14 protein-coding genes and 1 pseudogene are annotated in these 16,313 nt (G+C 68.8%); 10 read left to right on the top strand and 5 right to left on the bottom strand.

The window, feature by feature from the left end; genetic code table 11:
* Window positions 1-78: 78 nt before the first annotated feature.
* Window positions 79-819 carry an MBL fold metallo-hydrolase gene (locus EJC77_RS09285; RefSeq protein WP_164520371.1) on the bottom strand — a complete coding sequence of 247 codons (741 nt, stop codon included), beginning with the start codon at window positions 817-819 and terminating at the stop codon, window positions 79-81.
* 110 nt (window positions 820-929) lie between these two features.
* On the opposite strand from EJC77_RS09285, the pseudogene EJC77_RS09280 reads away from it, so the two are divergent.
* A pseudogene (locus EJC77_RS09280) lies at window positions 930-2,146 on the top strand (MFS transporter).
* Between the two features lie 443 nt (window positions 2,147-2,589).
* Here the strand turns inward: EJC77_RS09280 and EJC77_RS09275 are convergent.
* The 3 genes from EJC77_RS09275 to EJC77_RS09265 are packed head-to-tail and all read right to left on the bottom strand — an operon-like array spanning window position 2,590 to window position 4,587.
* Complete coding sequence (locus EJC77_RS09275) at window positions 2,590-3,360, bottom strand: SDR family NAD(P)-dependent oxidoreductase (RefSeq protein WP_125611879.1); 771 nt, start codon at window positions 3,358-3,360, stop codon at window positions 2,590-2,592.
* Window positions 3,361-3,693 (bottom strand): GNAT family N-acetyltransferase, encoded by a 333-nt coding sequence (locus EJC77_RS09270; protein ID WP_125611877.1) that lies wholly within the window; start codon window positions 3,691-3,693, stop codon window positions 3,361-3,363.
* 42 nt (window positions 3,694-3,735) lie between these two features.
* Window positions 3,736-4,587, bottom strand: coding sequence for a hydroxymethylpyrimidine/phosphomethylpyrimidine kinase (locus tag EJC77_RS09265; protein WP_125611874.1), 852 nt, complete (start codon window positions 4,585-4,587; stop codon window positions 3,736-3,738).
* A gap of 244 nt (window positions 4,588-4,831) precedes the next feature.
* Here EJC77_RS09265 and EJC77_RS09260 point away from each other — a divergent pair, with 244 nt between their 5' ends.
* From EJC77_RS09260 to EJC77_RS09245, 4 genes are read left to right on the top strand one after another with little or no spacing between them, the layout of a single operon-like run.
* The gene (locus EJC77_RS09260) at window positions 4,832-6,355 is read left to right on the top strand and encodes an ABC transporter substrate-binding protein (RefSeq protein WP_125611872.1); all 1,524 of its coding nucleotides are present in this window, start codon (window positions 4,832-4,834) and stop codon (window positions 6,353-6,355) included.
* A 60-nt stretch (window positions 6,356-6,415) separates the two neighbouring features.
* Entirely contained in the window at window positions 6,416-7,357 is a 942-nt protein-coding gene (locus EJC77_RS09255) for an ABC transporter permease (protein WP_125611870.1), read from the top strand.
* Complete coding sequence (locus tag EJC77_RS09250) at window positions 7,354-9,147, top strand: dipeptide/oligopeptide/nickel ABC transporter permease/ATP-binding protein (RefSeq protein ID WP_125611868.1); 1,794 nt, start codon at window positions 7,354-7,356, stop codon at window positions 9,145-9,147. The genes EJC77_RS09255 and EJC77_RS09250 overlap by 4 nt, the downstream gene beginning before the upstream one ends.
* Window positions 9,144-9,977, top strand: a complete 834-nt coding sequence (locus tag EJC77_RS09245; protein ID WP_125611866.1) for an ATP-binding cassette domain-containing protein — start codon at window positions 9,144-9,146, stop codon at window positions 9,975-9,977. Before EJC77_RS09250 ends, EJC77_RS09245 begins: the two co-directional genes overlap by 4 nt.
* 125 nt (window positions 9,978-10,102) lie before the next feature.
* Here the strand turns inward: EJC77_RS09245 and EJC77_RS09240 are convergent, their stop codons facing one another.
* On the bottom strand, window positions 10,103-10,561 hold the full coding sequence (locus EJC77_RS09240) for a VOC family protein (protein ID WP_125611864.1): 459 nt from the start codon (window positions 10,559-10,561) through the stop codon (window positions 10,103-10,105).
* 192 nt (window positions 10,562-10,753) lie between these two features.
* Here EJC77_RS09240 and EJC77_RS09235 point away from each other — a divergent pair, with 192 nt between their 5' ends.
* The 5 genes from EJC77_RS09235 to EJC77_RS09215 all read left to right on the top strand — a co-directional run bounded on the left by EJC77_RS09235 (window position 10,754) and on the right by EJC77_RS09215 (window position 16,298).
* Window positions 10,754-11,629, top strand: a complete 876-nt coding sequence (locus tag EJC77_RS09235) for an NAD-dependent epimerase/dehydratase family protein (protein ID WP_205787052.1) — start codon at window positions 10,754-10,756, stop codon at window positions 11,627-11,629.
* Window positions 11,626-12,549 (top strand): RNA polymerase sigma-70 factor, encoded by a 924-nt coding sequence (locus EJC77_RS09230; RefSeq protein ID WP_125611860.1) that lies wholly within the window; start codon window positions 11,626-11,628, stop codon window positions 12,547-12,549. The genes EJC77_RS09235 and EJC77_RS09230 overlap by 4 nt, the downstream gene beginning before the upstream one ends.
* 460 nt (window positions 12,550-13,009) lie before the next feature.
* The gene (locus tag EJC77_RS09225) at window positions 13,010-13,276 is read left to right on the top strand and encodes a hypothetical protein (protein ID WP_125611858.1); all 267 of its coding nucleotides are present in this window, start codon (window positions 13,010-13,012) and stop codon (window positions 13,274-13,276) included.
* Window positions 13,277-13,500: 224 nt separating this feature from the next.
* Window positions 13,501-15,114: a LuxR C-terminal-related transcriptional regulator gene (locus EJC77_RS09220; RefSeq protein WP_125611856.1), complete on the top strand. Its 1,614-nt coding sequence runs from the start codon at window positions 13,501-13,503 to the stop codon at window positions 15,112-15,114.
* Between the two features lie 68 nt (window positions 15,115-15,182).
* Window positions 15,183-16,298: a flavin-containing monooxygenase gene (locus EJC77_RS09215; RefSeq protein ID WP_164520370.1), complete on the top strand. Its 1,116-nt coding sequence runs from the start codon at window positions 15,183-15,185 to the stop codon at window positions 16,296-16,298.
* Window positions 16,299-16,313: the final 15 nt, after the last annotated feature.

The raw sequence follows: 16,313 nt of genomic DNA, 5'->3' as shown, positions 1-16,313 counted from the left end.
CCGCTCCTCACACTGGCGAACCGACAGCGTCCGCATTCTATTTTCTACCAGTATAGACAAACCGATGTGAGCTGCGCCTCACAAGGGCGGCCCCGCGGCAATGTGGGCCCGCGCCAGGGCGGCGACCTCGCGGCGCTGCGTCGCAACGAACGACTTGTCGACCGGCCTGCCATGGCCCGGCAGGACGATGTCGCCGTCTCCGAGCAGGCCCAGCAGATGATCCAGCTGCCGCGGCCACAGGGCCGGGAAGCAGCCGGATCCGAACATGGGCGGTCCGGACTCCTCAACCACGTCGCCGACCACCCACACGCCGGCGTCCTGGATGTGCACCACTACATCCGTGTCGGTGTGCCCCGGCGGCAGCGCGACCAGGTGGACAGTGCGTGAACCAAGATCCACGTCCAGCGCATCGTCGATAAGGTCGGTGGGCGCCGTCAATATCACGTCACCCCACGCCTTGTCCGGTTCCCACGTCGGATCGCGACGCCAGGCGGCCAGGCGCGGACCCTCGTAATCGCGCCAGTGCCGCACGATGTCCCGGTGCCCGTAGATCCGCGCATTCACCGGCGATCCCGGACCGAACACCTGGTTCCCGAAAACATGGTCGAAATGGGCGTGTGTGTTCACCACCCACCGGATCGGCTTATCGAATGCGGCGCCAACGTCGAGAAGGAGTTCCGCCCCCTCCTTCGGCGTCGACCGGGTGTCCACCAGCAGGAGGCCGGCCCCGCCCACAATGACAACGATCCCGATGTCCAGCGGCTGGTAGCGGCGGTGGAAAACGCCGGGGGCAACCTTTACCCATGTCCCAGATTCCATGTCCAGCCTTCCCTCGCGAACGCCTGTGTACCGATCCGGCATCGGTCCCATCATCTCCCAGTCCCGGGGTCGGAATTAGTCCATCTGATAGAATTTATGGCTTGTCCGGCATGCGAAAGCAGTACGGAAGCAAACAGTCGCAAGCAACCGGTGCCCGGGGCACCGAAAAAACCGTCCCAACCACGAGCCGCACGCCGCCCCGGCCACGCCTGAAGAAGCGCCGCCTCACGGTCGATGACGTCAACGTCGTCGACCGTCCCATGTTGCGGAAGGCGCTCGGCGGCACCATCGTCGGCAACACCATGGAATGGTACGACGTCGGCGTGTTCGGCTGGCTCGGCGACAAGGTCGGGCGGCAAAAGGTCCTGGGCGGCTACCTGGGCTTCGCCATCGGCGCCGCCCTGGTCTCCGTCCTGCAACTGACGCTCGAGTAGGACGTCGTGGAGGCGTGGGGCTGGCGCATCCCGTTCCTGGTCGCCGGGCCGCTGGGCGCCATCGCCTTCTACTTCCGGATGAAGATCGAGGAATCGCCGCAGTTCCGGGCGACCCTGGACGCCCCGGAGGAGACGGCCAAGTCGGCCGCGGCCGCCGATGAGGACACCTCGAACGGCCCCGTCCACTTGGTCAGGGTGTACGGGCGCCAGATCCTGCCGGCCATGGTCCTCGTCGCGGCCGCGAACACGGTGGGCTACGCGTTGGCCTCCTAAATGCCGACCTACCTGATCGACGCGAAGGGCTACGACCCCATCCACGGCATGCTGCTGACCATCCCCGTGCTCGTCACCATGGCCGCGTGCATCCCGCTGACCGGGCGTCTGTCCGACCGGATCGGCCGCCGCCCCGTGCTGTGGGTCGGAGCCCTGAGCACCGTGGTGCCGGCGGTTCCGGCGTTCTGCTCATCGGCGCCGGCGCCGTCTGGTCGACGCTGCTGGGCTTGGCCCTCGTCGCGTTCCCGGCCACGTTCTACGTGGCGAACCTGGCCTCCGCGCTGCCGGCACTGTTCCCGACGTCCAGCCGGTACGGCGGCATGGGCATCGCGTACAACTTCGCCGTCGCCATCTTCGGCGGCACCACGCCGTTCATCGTCCAGGGGCTCATCACGCGCACCGGCAACGACATGATGCCGGCCTACTACCTGATGGCCACGTCGGCCATCGGCGCGGTCGCCATCTATTTCCTGCGCGAATCGGCGCAAAAGCCGCTGCCCAGGTCGATGCCCAGCGTCGACACCGTTGCCGAGGCGCGCGAACTCGTGGCGACACAGGACGAGAACCCGCTGCTGGACGGTGGGCCGGCCGTAGCCCAACTGAGACGCAGTAAGTGCTGATTTTCCGCAGATTCTCAGCACTTACTGCGTCGTAGTTGGGTCAGCGGTCGCGGTTGCCGCAGCCCCGCACGTTTGGAGGCGGGTGCATCTCGGGACAGCGGGTCCGACCCGGCGCCACGGGTGTGCGGCCGACAGTTCTGAGCGGGCAAAGTCCCTCGCGTTGGGCAACTCGTCAAGCTACGCGGCTCATGGATGCCTCCCCTGCGCAGAACTTCATGTTCGTGTCAGCGAGCCGCGGCCGCGCGCCTGCTCTGGGCGCACTCGGGCACGGAAGTCACCGGTCTCCGCGAAGCCCTACCGACATCTCGCGGTCCCACCGAATCGGGTAGGACCGCGAAAAGTAGGTGGGGTCTCGACAAGCTCGACCACCGGTGATTGAGCCTGTCGAAATCGGGTCTCGACAAGCTCGACCACCGACAGCGCTCGACCACCGATGGGCTCAATCAGCGGCCCCGGTTCCCGGCGGCCGCCGCCCACGACGTGGGGGCGAACCTGCCGAGCGCGGCCAGGACCTTGAACCGCTTCGTCGGCACGCTCACGCCCTTGCCGGCCGCCGAGTCGGCCAGGGCCTCGCGCACGACGCGTTCGGCGTCCAGCCACATCCAGCGCGGGACGCGCCCCATGTCGGCGCGCATGCGCTGGTGGAATTCGGTGTGCACGAACCCCGGGCAGACGGCCGTGACGTGCACGCCGCGGGACGCATACTGCCAGTTCGCCCAGCGGCTGAAGCTGAGGATCCAGGCCTTCGCCGCCCCGTACGTACCGCGCGGGATGAACGCGGAGATGCTGGAGACGTTGATGATGCGCCCGTGCCCGCGTTCAAGCATGGGACCGATCGCGGCATGGGACAGCTGCAGGGGCGTGGTGACGAGCAGGCGCAGGTGGTCCAGTTCCTCCGCCACGGTGCTCCTGTCAAACGGCGTCACCAGGCCGTGTCCGGCGCTGTTGACCAGCGTGGACACCGGTGCGGCGCGGTCGGCGAGCCGGGCACCCACGGCGGCGACGCCGTCGTCCGTCAACAGGTCCGCGGGCAGCACCTGCACGTCGATGCCGAACTCCTGCCGCAGGCGCACGGCCTTCGCCTCCAGCCGGGCGGCGTCCCGGGCCACGAGCACCAGGTTCGTCCGGGTGGCGCCGAGCTGCCGGGCGAATTCGGCACCCAGGCCCGACGAGGCGCCGGTGATGAGGGCCGTCTCCACCTGTGCCGCCGACATCTAGGCGGCATCCTCCGGGAAGTCGGTGTACTGGTCGTAGTCGTCCGGGTGATTGCGGATGAACCGGTTGATGAACGGGCAATGCGGGATGATGCGCTTGCCGGAGGCGACGACGTCGTCGAGCGCGTACCGGCCCAGCACCTTCGCCAGGCCCTTGCCCTCGAACCCGGCCTGCGTCTCCGTGTGGATGAGGTCGACGTGGCCGGGCAGGTCGCGGAATTTCACGCGCACGGCCAGCGTGTCGGCGACCCGCAACTCGTACTGGTGGAGGGCGTCGTTGCGGGTCATGGCGACGTCGGGGGCGAAACGCTCGGTCCGGCTTTCCTCACTCATGAAGCGAGCTTGGCACGTTCCGCCCCCGGCTGGCAACCGTTTCTAACGGGCCGGCGGCGCCCCCGCGCCACCCTGCCACAGGGCGGTGAACGGGGCGCCGGAGGCCACCCGGTTCCGGATCCCCTCGGTGACGAACGACTTGGCCGTGCGGGCCGCCTCCAACGCGGTGGCGCCCTTGGCCAGCTCCGCCGTCACGGCCGCGGCCAGCGAGCAGCCGGCGCCGGAGACGGCCACCTCGCCGACCTTCGGCGCGCTGAGCACCTCCAGCGTTTCGCCGTCAAAGAAAACGTCGACGGCGTCCGCGCCTTCCAGCCGCACCCCGCCCTTGGCGAGCACGGCCGCGCCGCTGAGCTCGTGGATCTTGCGGGCGGCGGCCTTGAGGTCCTCGACATTGCCGATGGCCATCCCGGACAGGGACTCGGCCTCGAAGTGGTTCGGCGTCACGAACGTGGCCAGCGGAAGGATCTGCTCCGTCAGCGCGGTGTCGGTGTCCAGCGCGTGGCCCGGCTCCTGGCCCTTGCAGATCAGCACCGGGTCAAGGACGACGTTCTTGAAGTCGGCGTCCTTCAGGGCTTCCCGCACGGTGGCGATCGTGGCAGGGCTGCCCAGCATGCCGATCTTCACCGTGTCCAGCACCTGCGGTGCACCGGAAGCGGCACCGTACGCCGCCGTCGTCGCTTCCAATTGGTCCGCGATGACCTGCGGCTCGACCGGGACGAACCGGTGGCCCCAGTCATTGGCCGGGTCGAAGGAGACGATGCAGGTCAGGTTCACGATGCCGAAGACGCCAAGTTCCTGGAACGTCTTCAGGTCGGCCTGGGCGCCCGCGCCGCCGGTCGCCTCGGAACCGGCGATGGTCAGGGCGAGGGCGGGGGTGGAGGGAGAGGAAGTCATGGACCCATTTTTGCACTCGACGCCCTGGGCCGTGTCCCAATCCGGGGCGGCCGGCGTGAATTGCGTCACGGCTTGCATTTCTAGTCAACGCCTGTAGACTTACCGCCACGACACGTCGTTTGTGATCTTGGGCACGCATGGGTCACGGGTCGCCACGTTCGAAGCGAATCCATCACCGCTTACGCTCATACGGGACCTGTGGCCTGTGCGCGCCAACCCACCCTGGCAATCGAGAGAAGAAAACATGAAAAGAGCATCGGCCCTGGCCCTTGTGGCCGCTACGGCACTCGCGTTGTCCGCCTGTTCGGGGGGCGGCGGCAACGTCGGCGGGGGCAATTCGGGCGCCGGCAACACGGCACTGAACATCGGCAATTTCGCCGACGTCACCTCCTGGGACCCATCCCTGGCCGACATCGGCTTCGACGGGCCGTACCTGTCGGCCGTCTACGACCCGCTGGTCGCCGTCGACGGCGACGGCAAGCCGGTCCCGGCCCTGGCCAAGGATTGGAAGGTCTCCGCCGACTTCAAGACGGTGACCATGGACCTGCGCACGGACGCCAAGTTCAGTGACGGGGAACCCTTCAACGCCGACGCCGCCGTGAAGAGCCTCGAATACCTGAAGAAGGGCGCCCGTTCCCAGGAGGCCTACCTCAAGGTGGCCGGTTTCAAGAAGGTCGACGCCGACACGATTGAGATCAACCTGAAGGAGCGTGACGACACGCTGCTGTACTTCATGGGCCTGGGCCGCAGCTACATGATGGCGCCGAAGGCGATCGACGCCGGAACCCTCGCCAAGACCCCTGTCGGCTCCGGCCCGTACACGCTGGACTCCTCCAGTGTGGCCGGCTCCGAGTACCACTTCACGAAGGTCAAGGACCACTGGGACGCGGCGGCGTTCAAGGGCGACCCGCTGGCCATCTTCCCGATCCAGGACCAAACGGCCCGCGACAACGCCATGCTCTCCGGCCAGATCAACGTCAACTACGCCGACAAGGCCGCCATGGACCAGGCCACGCAGCAGGGCTGGAATGTGGCCAAGAAGGTCTCCGGCTGGGTGGGCCTGCGCTTCACCGACCAGGCCGGCGAGAAGTTCAAGCCGCTGGGCGAGGTGAAGGTGCGCCAGGCGCTGAACTACGCGTTCGACGGCGCGCAGATCCTCAAGGCAATCGGCAACGGCCTGGGCGCGGCCACCAACCAGGTGTTCCCGGCCGGCATGCCCGGCAACCTGCCTGGCCTGAACGACAAGTACGCGTTCAACCTGGCCAAGGCCAAGTCGCTGCTGGCCGAGGCCGGCTACCCGGGCGGCTTCAGCGTCACCATGCCGATGACGCAGGTGTTCCAGGTGTGGCAGCCCTCCGTCGACCAGACGTTCGGCCAGCTGGGCATCAAGGTCAAGTGGGACAATATGCAGTACATGGACTATCAGGCCAAGGCCCCCACGTACCCGATGTTCGTCTCGTTCCTTGCGATGGACTCCAACCCGGTGGCCACCGTGACGCGGCAGATTTCCACCCCGCAGTGGTTCAACCCGAACCCGCAGATGGACAAGTTCCCGGACGTGCAGGCCCAAGTCTCGAAGGTGCTCGCGGCGACCCCGGACGCCCAGCCCGCCGAGATCGAGAAGCTGAATACGCTCGTCACCGAAAAGGCGTGGTTCTCGGTCTGGTACCAGGCCGACAACGTCTACGTCTCCGCCTCGAACATCACGGTCACGCCCGTGACCGGCATGATGTTCCCGACGCTTCGCCAGATCAGCTTCAAAGGCTAGCCGGCCGGCGGCGGGCGGGCCACCCGGCCCGCCCGCCGCCAACCCTGCAAGGATATGGACATGCTCAGGTTCACACTCAAACGACTCATCTCCGGCATCATCCTGCTGCTGGTGGTCGGCACGGCGACCTTCTTCCTCGCCCACCTGGCCATCGGCGACCCGACCGTCGGGTTGCTGGGCAGCTCAGCCACGCCCGCCCAGCAGGCCGCGCTGGCCCACAAGATCGGCACCGACCGGCCGCTGCTCACGCAGTTCCTCGACTGGGGCGGCCACGCCATCACCGGCGACTTCGGCACCTCGTGGCGCAACTTCCAGCCCGTGTCCGGCCAGATCAGCCTCAAGTTGCCCGTCACGCTGTCCGTCGTCACGTTCGCCATCATCCTGTCCGCCGTGTTCGGCGGCCTTTTCGGGATCCTGGCCGGCCTGAATCCGGGCACCTGGATCGACAAGCTGGTCAAGGGCGCCGCCGTCGTGCTGTTCGCCCTCCCCGGCTTCTGGGTCTCGCTGGTGCTGGTCGTCTGGTTCGCCGTGAACCTCAAGTGGTTCCCGGCCGTCGGCTACGTCCAGCCCACCATGTCCGTGCAGGGCTGGCTGCGTTCCATCACCCTGCCGGCCGTGGCGCTGGCCCTCGGCGCCATCGTCATGGTGGCCGAGCAGCTGCGCAACGCGTTCATCGCCGTGAACGGCCAGGACTTCGTGCGCACGCTGCGCAGCCGCGGACTCACCCAGACCCGCGTGGTCCTGCACCTGCTGCGCAACGCCGCACCCGCCTCGCTGACCGTGCTGGCCCTCATGTTCGTGGGACTGCTCAGCGGCGCCGTGGTCGTTGAGCAGGTGTTCGCGCTTCCCGGCATCGGCGCCATGACCAACGGCTCTTCCCAGAACGGGGACATCCCGATCCTGCTGGGCATCACCGTCGTCTCCGTCCTGTTCGTCGTGATCGTCAACTTCGTTCTCGACGTCGTCCTCGGCTGGCTCAACCCGAAAGCGCGTGTGCAATGACCGCCCCCCTGACCGACAACATCGACCCGAGGGCGGCCCGCCGCGGTTCCGTGTTGGGCCGTTTCCTCCGCCGCCCCGCCGGCGCCATCTCCTTGGGTGTTTTCGCCGTCGTGGTCCTGGTGGCCGTCTTCGCCCCGCTGCTGGCCCCGCACGACCCGAACTTCGTGGACCTGTCCCTCTTCAAGGCCCCGCCCAGCGCCGCCCACCCGCTCGGCGGCGACAGCACCGGCCGGGACATCCTCAGCCGGCTGCTGTTCGGCGCCCGGACCACCCTCATCGGCGCCGCGATCGCCATCGCAGTTGCCGTCGGCATCGGCGTCCCGTCGGGCCTGGCGGCCGGCTACTTCGGCGGCGTCTTCGACAAGATCGCCACCTGGGTCAGCGACGCGCTGCAGGCCGTGCCGGGCATGATCATCCTGCTGATCGTCGCCGCCGCCTCGCGGAACAGCTTCACGTTCATCATGATCACGGTGGGCGTGTTCCTGATGCCCGGCTACTTCCGTCTGACCCGCTCCACCACCCTGACGGTCCGCAACGAGGCCTACATCGACGCGGCCATCGTCTCCGGCCTCTCGAACACCCGCATCCTGGCCAAGCACGTGATCAAGGCCGTGTACGCGCCCATCATCATCCAGACCGCACTGACCGCCGGGATGGCCATGGGCATGCAGGCGGGCCTGCAATTCCTGGGCATCGGCAGCGCCAACACCCCGGGCTGGGGCGCCATGATGAACGACGGCTTCACCGCCATCCTCACCGACCCGCTGCTGCTGCTGTGGCCCTCGCTCGCCCTGGGCATCACGATCGCGGCGCTGGCCGTCATGGGGTCCACGCTCAGCGACGTGCTCAGCGTCCGCCAGCCGGCGCCGCGGCGCAAAAGGCGCCCCGCCGCGCCGTCGTCCGTTGACGACGCAACCACCGGCGCGCTGCACTACGAACCCGCCGCGGCGGCCGTGCAGGTGCGCAACCTGAAGGTCAGCTACCCCGGCGCCGACGCCGACATCGAGGTGGTGCACGGCATCGACCTGGATGTGGCCCCCGGAGAGGTGCTCGGCATCGTGGGCGAATCCGGCTCCGGCAAGTCGCAGACCGTGTTTTCCATCCTGGACCTGCTCCCGGCCGCCGGGGTAGCGAGCTGCGACGCGCTGTGGATCGGCGGACGGGACGTCAGCGCCCTGGACCGCAAGGACCGGCACAAGCTGCTCGGCAGCAAGCTCGGCTACGTGCCGCAGGAGCCCATGACGAACCTGGACCCGTCGTACACCATCGGCTACCAGCTGATTGAGCCGCTGCGCAGCGTGCACAAGCTTGGCCGGACCGAGGCGCGCGAACGTGCCATCGGCGTGCTGACCCGGGTGGGCATCCATGACCCGGCCCGCGTGATGCGCTCCTACCCGCACCAGCTCTCCGGCGGCATGGCCCAACGCGTGTTGATCGCCGGCGCCATCTCGGGCCACCCGTCGGTGCTGATCGCCGATGAGCCGACGACGGCGCTGGACGTCACCGTCCAGGCGGAGGTGCTGGAGCTGCTGCGCGAACTGCAGCAGGAATACGGCATGGCGCTGGTCATCGTGACGCACAACTTCGGCGTCGTGGCGGACATCTGCGACCGGGTCGCCGTCATGAAGCACGGGGAGATCGTGGAGGTCGGGGATGTTGCCACGATCTTCACGAACCCGGCGAACGACTACACGCGCGAACTGATCGCCGCCTCGCTCGACGACGCGGCCAGCCGCACCGAACTCGACGCCGCGTATGACACCACCGAACGAAAGGCGGTCAACGCATGAGCACCCCGCTGTTGAGCGTGCAGGACCTGGCCATCGACTACCCGCTGCCCGGGCGCCGCAAGACGTTCCGTGCCCTGAACGAGGTGTCGCTGGACATCGGGGCCGGCGAATGCGTGGGGCTGGTGGGCGAATCCGGTTCGGGCAAGTCCACGCTGGGCAAGGCGATCTTGGGCCTGGTCCCGGTCGCCGGCGGCCAGATCACGTTCGACGGCGCGGACATCACTCACTTGACGCGGGCGGCCCGCCGCAAGCTGGCCGCCAGCATCCAGGTGGTGTTCCAGGACCCGTACGGCTCGCTGGACCCGTCCATGTCGGTCGGGGACATCCTGGCCGAGCCGCTGACCACGTCCGGGTTGGGCCGCCGGGCCGCGGACGCCGCCGTGAAGGAGATGATCGACCGGGTCAAGCTGCCGTCCACCGTGGTGGGGCGGTTCCCGCACGAGTTCTCCGGCGGCCAGCGCCAGCGCATCGCGATCGCCCGGGCCCTGGTCCGCAAGCCGCGGCTGATCGTCTGCGACGAGCCGGTCAGCGCCCTGGACCTGACCACGCAGGCCGCCATCCTGGACCTGTTCATCGAGCTTCAGCGCGACACGGGCGTCTCCTACCTGTTCGTCACGCACGACCTGGGCGTGGTCCGCCGCGTCTGCCACCGCGTGGCCGTCATGTACCGCGGCGACATCGTGGAGACGGGCCGCGGCGATTCCGTGACCGCCAACCCGCAGGACCCGTACACGCGCCGGCTGCTGATGGCCTCCCCCATCGCGAACCCGCAGGCCCAGGCCGAACGCCGCGCCAAGTGGCTGGAACTGCGGGCCGATTCGGCCGCCTGAGTCTCTACCCCGCTCAACTGCGGCGCACTTGCGCACGGAAATCCGCCGGTTTTCGTGCGCAAGTGCGCCCTGGTTTTGGTTTTCAGGCACGACGGCGGGATGTCACCTTGTGCGGGTGCGTCGGGTTACGCCTGAGCGATGCAGAACTCGTTTCCCTCGGGATCCCGCATCACCCACCAGTGTCCGGCCGGTCCCTTGTCAAACTCTGCAACGCGTTGGGCACCAAGGGCCTCCAGACGCACAACGTGATCATCCAGGGTGCCCGGCGGAGCATGCACATCGACATGCAGGCGATTCTTGACGGTCTTGGGTTCTGGCACGTCTTGAAACAGCAAGCGCCGGCCCTGGCCCACGCCGCTTACCGGGTCGAAGGGGTCATCCGGGTGGCGTATGGCGGAAAAACCGCGGAAGATATGGTGGCCGTCGTGCTCCGCGACCGCCGTTTCAGGCAGTTGCCCCGCTGACAGCAAACGGTCGATAAGCGGTGAGGGATCCTCGACGTCGTAGCCGAGTACGGCGGCCCAGAAATCCGCGAGGCTTGGCGCGTTGGCGGCATCGATGACAAGCTTCCAACCCAGCGGCATGGTGGCGAGGCTATCACCGGGACGCCGCGAGGGGAACCACGTGGCGGATTCCGGGTTGTGCTCACGTCGCTGCCATGTCACAGACGGCCGGGCTGTCTCGTCTTGGGTTCAGGAGAAAGGCTCTGGAATCAGGAAGGTGATGGCCATGCGGGTGTTCGTGGCAGGCGGGACGGGGGTTGTGGGCGGCGGCTGGTGCCGCAGCTCGTGGCGAGGGGCCACCAGGTGACGGGGACGACGACGGATCCGGGCACGGTGGGATTGCTGGAGCAGCTGGGCGCCGAGGCAGTGGTGATGGACGGCCTGGATGCGGCGTCGGTCGGCGAGGCGGTGGCCACGGCCCGGCCGGATGTGATCGTGCACCAGATGACGGGGCTGTCCGCGGCGCACGCCGGCAAGCCGGATTTGAGGCATCCCGACAGGTTCTTCGCAGTCACCAACCGGCTGCGCACCGAGGGGACGGACCACCTGCTCGCCGCCGCCGAGGCCGCCGGGGTGTCCCACCTGGTGGCCCAGGGCTTCGGCGCCTTCAACGCCGTCCGCACGGGCCCCTGGGTCAACACCGAGGAGGACCCGCTGAACCCGGACCTCGCGGCCGCGCTGTCGGACGCGCTGCACCACCTGGAGGACGTGGTGGTCACCGCCGGCGGGGCCGTCCTGCGGTACGGGGCATTGTATGGACCTGGGGCCATCGACGACCAGGTCACGCTGGTGCGCAAGCGGCAGTACCCGCTGGTCGGCGGCGGCACCGGCTACAACTCGTGGGTGCATCTCGACGACGCGGCCGGCGCCACGGTGCTGGCCGTGGAACAGCACGCCCGGGGAGTGTTCAACGTGGTCGACGACGAGCCGGCCCCTGCCGGCGTATGGCTGCCGTACCTGGCTGAGTGTGCGGGTGCGAAGCGGCCCATGCGGGTCCCCGCCTGGCTGGCCCGGCTGCTGGCCGGGGACATGGCCGTGATGATGATGACCGAGGGTCGCGGCTTTTCCAATGCCAAGGCGAAGCGCGAACTCGGCTGGGAGCTGCGCTACCCCTCGTGGCGCCAGGGCTTCAAGGAAGAGCTGGCGTGAGCCGGGTCGAAGAGTTCGAGGCGCTGCGGCCGCTGCTGTTCGCGATCTCCTACCGAATCCTGGGCAGCGTGGGCGATGCCGAGGACGCCGTCCAGGAGACCTGGTTGCGCTATGACGGCTCCCCGACCCTTCCCACCTCGACCAAGGCCTTTCTCTCGGCCGCCGTCACCCGGATCTCCATCGACGTGCTGCGCTCGGCCAGAGTCCGGCGGGAGACGTACGTGGGTCAGTGGTTCCCCGAGCCACTGGTCAGCGATCCGTACAGCGATCCCGCCCGCGCGGCGGAACTGGCCGACTCGGTCTCGATGGCGGCCCTGCTGCTGCTCGAGCGGCTGAGCCCGCTCGAGCGGGCGGTCTTCGTGCTGCGCGAGGTGTTCGGCTTCGGTTTCCCCGAGATCGCCTCCGCGGTGGGCCGCTCGGAGGCGGCGTGCCGCCAACTCGCGGTGCGGGCGCGCCGCCACATGGACGAAGGACGCCCGCGGTTCGCAGCGGACCGCAGGGAGCGCAATGCGCTGGCGGGGCGCTTCTTCGACGCGCTGCGGGAAGGCGACGTCGAGGGCCTGCGGGAACTGCTTGCCGCCGACGTGCAGCTGGTCGCGGACAGCGGCGGCAAGGCACCCCAGTGGGGCCGGGGCATCTTCGGCGCCCAGAACGTGGCCCGGGTGCTGGCCTCCGCGCTGCCCTGGTTCGCCCGGATCGGGGGGACGGTGGAGCCGCACGAGGTGAACGGCCAGCCCGGGGCGATCTTCCGCGACCGGGACGGCAAGGTTCTCAACACCTGGACGCTCGACATACTCGGCGGGCGCATCCAGGCGATCCGCACGGTGATCAACCCCGACAAGCTCGGCCACGTGGGCCCGGTCGCCGACGCGTGGGCGGTCATCCGCGAGGCGAACCAGGTCCGCCGGAGCGCGGACTGACCCGAAGAACCGACGGCACGTACGTTACGACCATCCCCACGCCCAAAACAGTATCTCGGCGGCGAGTCTGCGATCGAGGTGGACAGCCGCACTTTGGCATCATGAGCGCACCGGCAGCTTCCATAGATCCGTGTATCAGCCTTGCCTTGGCCATGCACGCGCAGCCGGGCGTGTATGCGCTCCTGCTCGGCTCGGGCACGTCCACGGGAGCCGGCATACCCACAGGATGGGGTGTGATCACGAACCTGGTCCGCAGGGCCGCGACCGCCGCCGGCACCCCGCTTGATGACGACCCGACGGACGCAGACATCGAGACGTGGCGGGGCGAGCACGGCGACGGACGGGAGCCGGGGTATTCCGCGCTGCACGAGCAGCTTGGACGGACCCGTGTGGCAGGCAGCGCGCTGCTGGCGGGCTATTTCGAGGCCACTGAGAAGGACAAGGAGGCCGGCCGGAAGCCGTGGAGCCACTCGCCGTGGGCGGCGGCGCGGCCGAAGCGGGCGTGCCGGTCGAGGAGCAGGGCGCGCAGCTGGTCGAAGGCGCCGCCAGCCGGCGGATGCGCCGGTCGGCCTCGGATTGGCGGGTGCGGGAACAGGTGCGCCCAGTCGCGGGCACCGCGGCGATGGTCACCGGTTCGGCATCGCTGCAGGCCGGGGCCGGGCCCGGCCTGGGTGGGATGCGGATCGCGTCGGTGCCGATCCCGTCATCGGCAACGACAGAGACGTAGACAAACAGGTCTTCAGTGGGCACCACGGGAACACCTCTGCGGTCCAACGGTCTTGGACAACCGCTGGTACGCCGCAGAGGCACCACAAATCAAGGCAACACGCCGAAAACAACCCACATAACGCGCCTCAGACCCAGGTCTTCTCCGGGCCGAACTCGTCGAGGCAGAGGACTGTCGAGTCCGCGTCCTTGCGGCGGTGCAGGCTCACCCGCATACTGTAGTGCATGGCGATCCGCGACACTCCGGTCGTGGACTGGACAGGCCGGTATCAGCACCTCTGCGCCCGCGAGGAAGCGCTCGGCGGTGGCGAGCTGGATGAACTCGCCCAAGCGGCGTGGTTCCTCGGCCATGATGAGGTGAGCACCCGAGCTTGGGATCGAGCCCACCTTCGCTACCTGGAGGACGGCGATCTCGCATCTGCGGTGCGCTGCGTGTTCTGGCTCGGATTCACGTTCGCCGAGCACGGCGACGCCGTGCGGGCGAGTGCCTGGCTGGGTCGTCTCATGGAGCTGTGCGAACGCCCCGACGCGTCGGCGGCGACCGAGGCCATGCGTGCGCATTGCCTGGCGATGGAGGCGCTCGCTCGCGGCGACGCGTTGGCATCCGCCCCGCTCTTCGAAGCGGCGATCGACGACGCGAGGGCGGCCGCCGACACTGACACCGAGACGCTGGCCACCATGGGGCTCGGTCGTGCCCTGCTCGGCCTCGGCCGCGCCGGCGAGGCGGTCGCGCTGCTGGACCGCGTGATCCTCATGATCGCGGACGGCCGGGTCAGCGACCGGGCCGCCGGCCCCGCTTTCTGCGCGGTGATCGCGAGCCTGCTCGGGCGCGGCGACATCGAGCGGGCGAGGGTGTGGACCCGCGAACTGGGCACCTGGTGCGATGCGCAGCGGGGGTTGGAACTGTTCCGCGGTGAGTGTACGTTGCATCGTGCGGCCGTGTTGCAGCTGGGCGGGGAGTGGGCCGCCGCCACCGAGGCGGTCGAGCATGTCTGCGCGACCGACCGGCGGATCGAAACGCTCGGCAACGCCTGGTACCGCACTGCGGAGCTGCATCGGGTCGCCGGCCGGGCCGCCGACGCGCACGCCGCATTGCGGAAGGCGGCCGCCTTCGGTAGAGCCGTGCAGCCGTGCCTGGCGATGCTGCACCGCGACGCCGGTGAGCTGACGGCGGCGTGGGTGGGGCTGGAGTCGGCGCTGGACACGGCCACCGAGCCCGCGCAGCGTGCCGACCTGCTCGCGTGCGCCGTGCAAGTGGCCCTCGAGCGGCATCTCACGCCCGACGCACGGGCCGCAGCACAGGCGCTTGAGGCATCCGCTGCCGCATTCGACACCTTGTATCTGCACGCCCTCGCGACCAGGACCCGAGGCATGTGCGCCCTCGTCGACGGCGCCCATGCCGATGCGCTGCGTGCGCTGCGCGCATCGTGGGCGCAATGGCGGCGACTCGATGCGCCCTACGAGGCCGCAATCACCCGGATCGCGATCGGTGAGGTTGTGCGTGCCACGGGCGATGAGGGCGGCGCTCAGCTCGAGTTCGACGCCGCCCGTGGCGTGCTGGAGTCGCTCGGGGCGGTACCCGACCTGAAACGGCTCGAACGGGCCGCATCGGCCGCGAAGACCGGTGCCGGAGCTGCGGCAGGGTTGAGTGCGCGCGAGCGCGAAGTGCTGGGACTGGTGGCGCGGGGGTGGTCGAACCGTCGCATCGCCGAGGAGTTGTTCCTCAGTGAGCGCACGGTCGCCCGGCACGTCAGCAACATCCTCGTCAAGCTCGCCGTTTCGAGCCGGTCGGCTGCCACGGCGTACGCCTTCAAGAACGGCCTGGCCGCGGCATCCTGAAATGGTCATTTCTGCCGATGCGAGCCCAGAGCGCGCGTGGATACCGTGAACCAGATCAGGAGGTTCTCATGTCCACCACTGCCGTCAATACTGTTGTCATCGGGGCCGGCGCGGCCGGTCTTCACACCGCGCGGCTTCTTGCCGAGCGCGCCGTCTCCTTCGAGGTGATCGACGCCCATCCCCGAGTCGGCGATCCGTGGCGCGAACGGTACCGCTCGCTGCGGCTGTTCACGGCGCGGCGATTCTGCGAGCTGCCGGGGATGCGGCTGCCCATCGGGGCTTTCGAGTTCCCGACCGCGGGTCAGTTCGCCGACTATCTGGAGGCGTACACCCAGGCGCATGCGTTTCCGCTGCGCATGGGTGTACGCGTGGACCGGCTCTCCCGCACGGATGATGCCTTCCGCCTGGTCCTGTCGACTGGCGATGAGGTGCTCGCCGAGCGCGTCGTGGTCGCCGCCGGTGCCCACCATCGCCCGATCCGGCCGCGCTTCGCGTCGGAGCTCGATGCGACGATCCGCCAGCGGCACTCGCTTGACTACATCGGTCCGGAGGATCTCGCACCGGGGCCGGTGCTCGTGGTCGGGGCCGCGAACTCCGGCACGGACATCGCGCTCGAGGCGGCGGAATCCGGACACGCCACGACCCTCGCCGGACGCAACCCCGGGGAGGTGCCATTTCGCGTGGACACCCCGCTCGGCAACCTGCTCTCCGGCGTCTTCCTGCGCCACCTGCTGCGGGTCACCCTCGACACCAAGCGCGGCCAGCGGTTCCTGAAGGAGCATCGCGGACACGGAGTGAATCGCGTGCGCAACCACGGTCGCGACCTCGCCGACGCCGGTGTCCGGCAGGTCGGCCGGGTCGTCGGCGTCAGCGACGGCCGCCCTGCGCTCGAAGACGGCGAGATCGTGGATGCCACGACCGTGGTGTGGTGTACGGGATCGCTGCCCGACCTGGGATGGATCGATATCCCGGCAGCGTTCGGTGGGAACGGTCTACCCGCTCACGTGCGCGGACTGGCCGTCGGCGTGCCGGGCTTGGCGTTCGTCGGGCTGCCGTTCCAGTACTCGCCGCTCTCGGCCGCACTCATCGGGATGGGCCGCGACGCCGCGTTCGTCGTTGCGCAGCTCCTTTCCAAGGAGGTTGCGGTGCAGAAGCGCAGGATGGCGGCGCCGAGCACTCCCTGACGCCGGGCTGTTCAC

The sequence above is a fragment of the Specibacter cremeus genome, from assembly GCF_003946885.1.
GTDB classification, from domain to species: Bacteria; Actinomycetota; Actinomycetes; order Actinomycetales; family Micrococcaceae; genus Specibacter; species Specibacter cremeus.
Note: the sequence above shows the minus strand (reverse complement) of the source record. Positions and strands in the feature narration are given on the sequence as shown.

Coding starts and splice junctions, on each gene's coding strand:
- EJC77_RS09285 (WP_164520371.1), bottom strand. CDS start 819: ATGGAATCTGGGACATGGGTAAAGGTTGCCCCCGGCGTTTTCCACCGC.
- EJC77_RS09275 (WP_125611879.1), bottom strand. CDS start 3,360: ATGTCGGCGGCACAGGTGGAGACGGCCCTCATCACCGGCGCCTCGTCG.
- EJC77_RS09270 (WP_125611877.1), bottom strand. CDS start 3,693: ATGAGTGAGGAAAGCCGGACCGAGCGTTTCGCCCCCGACGTCGCCATG.
- EJC77_RS09265 (WP_125611874.1), bottom strand. CDS start 4,587: ATGACTTCCTCTCCCTCCACCCCCGCCCTCGCCCTGACCATCGCCGGT.
- EJC77_RS09260 (WP_125611872.1), top strand. CDS start 4,832: ATGAAAAGAGCATCGGCCCTGGCCCTTGTGGCCGCTACGGCACTCGCG.
- EJC77_RS09255 (WP_125611870.1), top strand. CDS start 6,416: ATGCTCAGGTTCACACTCAAACGACTCATCTCCGGCATCATCCTGCTG.
- EJC77_RS09250 (WP_125611868.1), top strand. CDS start 7,354: ATGACCGCCCCCCTGACCGACAACATCGACCCGAGGGCGGCCCGCCGC.
- EJC77_RS09245 (WP_125611866.1), top strand. CDS start 9,144: ATGAGCACCCCGCTGTTGAGCGTGCAGGACCTGGCCATCGACTACCCG.
- EJC77_RS09240 (WP_125611864.1), bottom strand. CDS start 10,561: ATGCCGCTGGGTTGGAAGCTTGTCATCGATGCCGCCAACGCGCCAAGC.
- EJC77_RS09220 (WP_125611856.1), top strand. CDS start 13,501: ATGGCGATCCGCGACACTCCGGTCGTGGACTGGACAGGCCGGTATCAG.
- EJC77_RS09215 (WP_164520370.1), top strand. CDS start 15,183: ATGTCCACCACTGCCGTCAATACTGTTGTCATCGGGGCCGGCGCGGCC.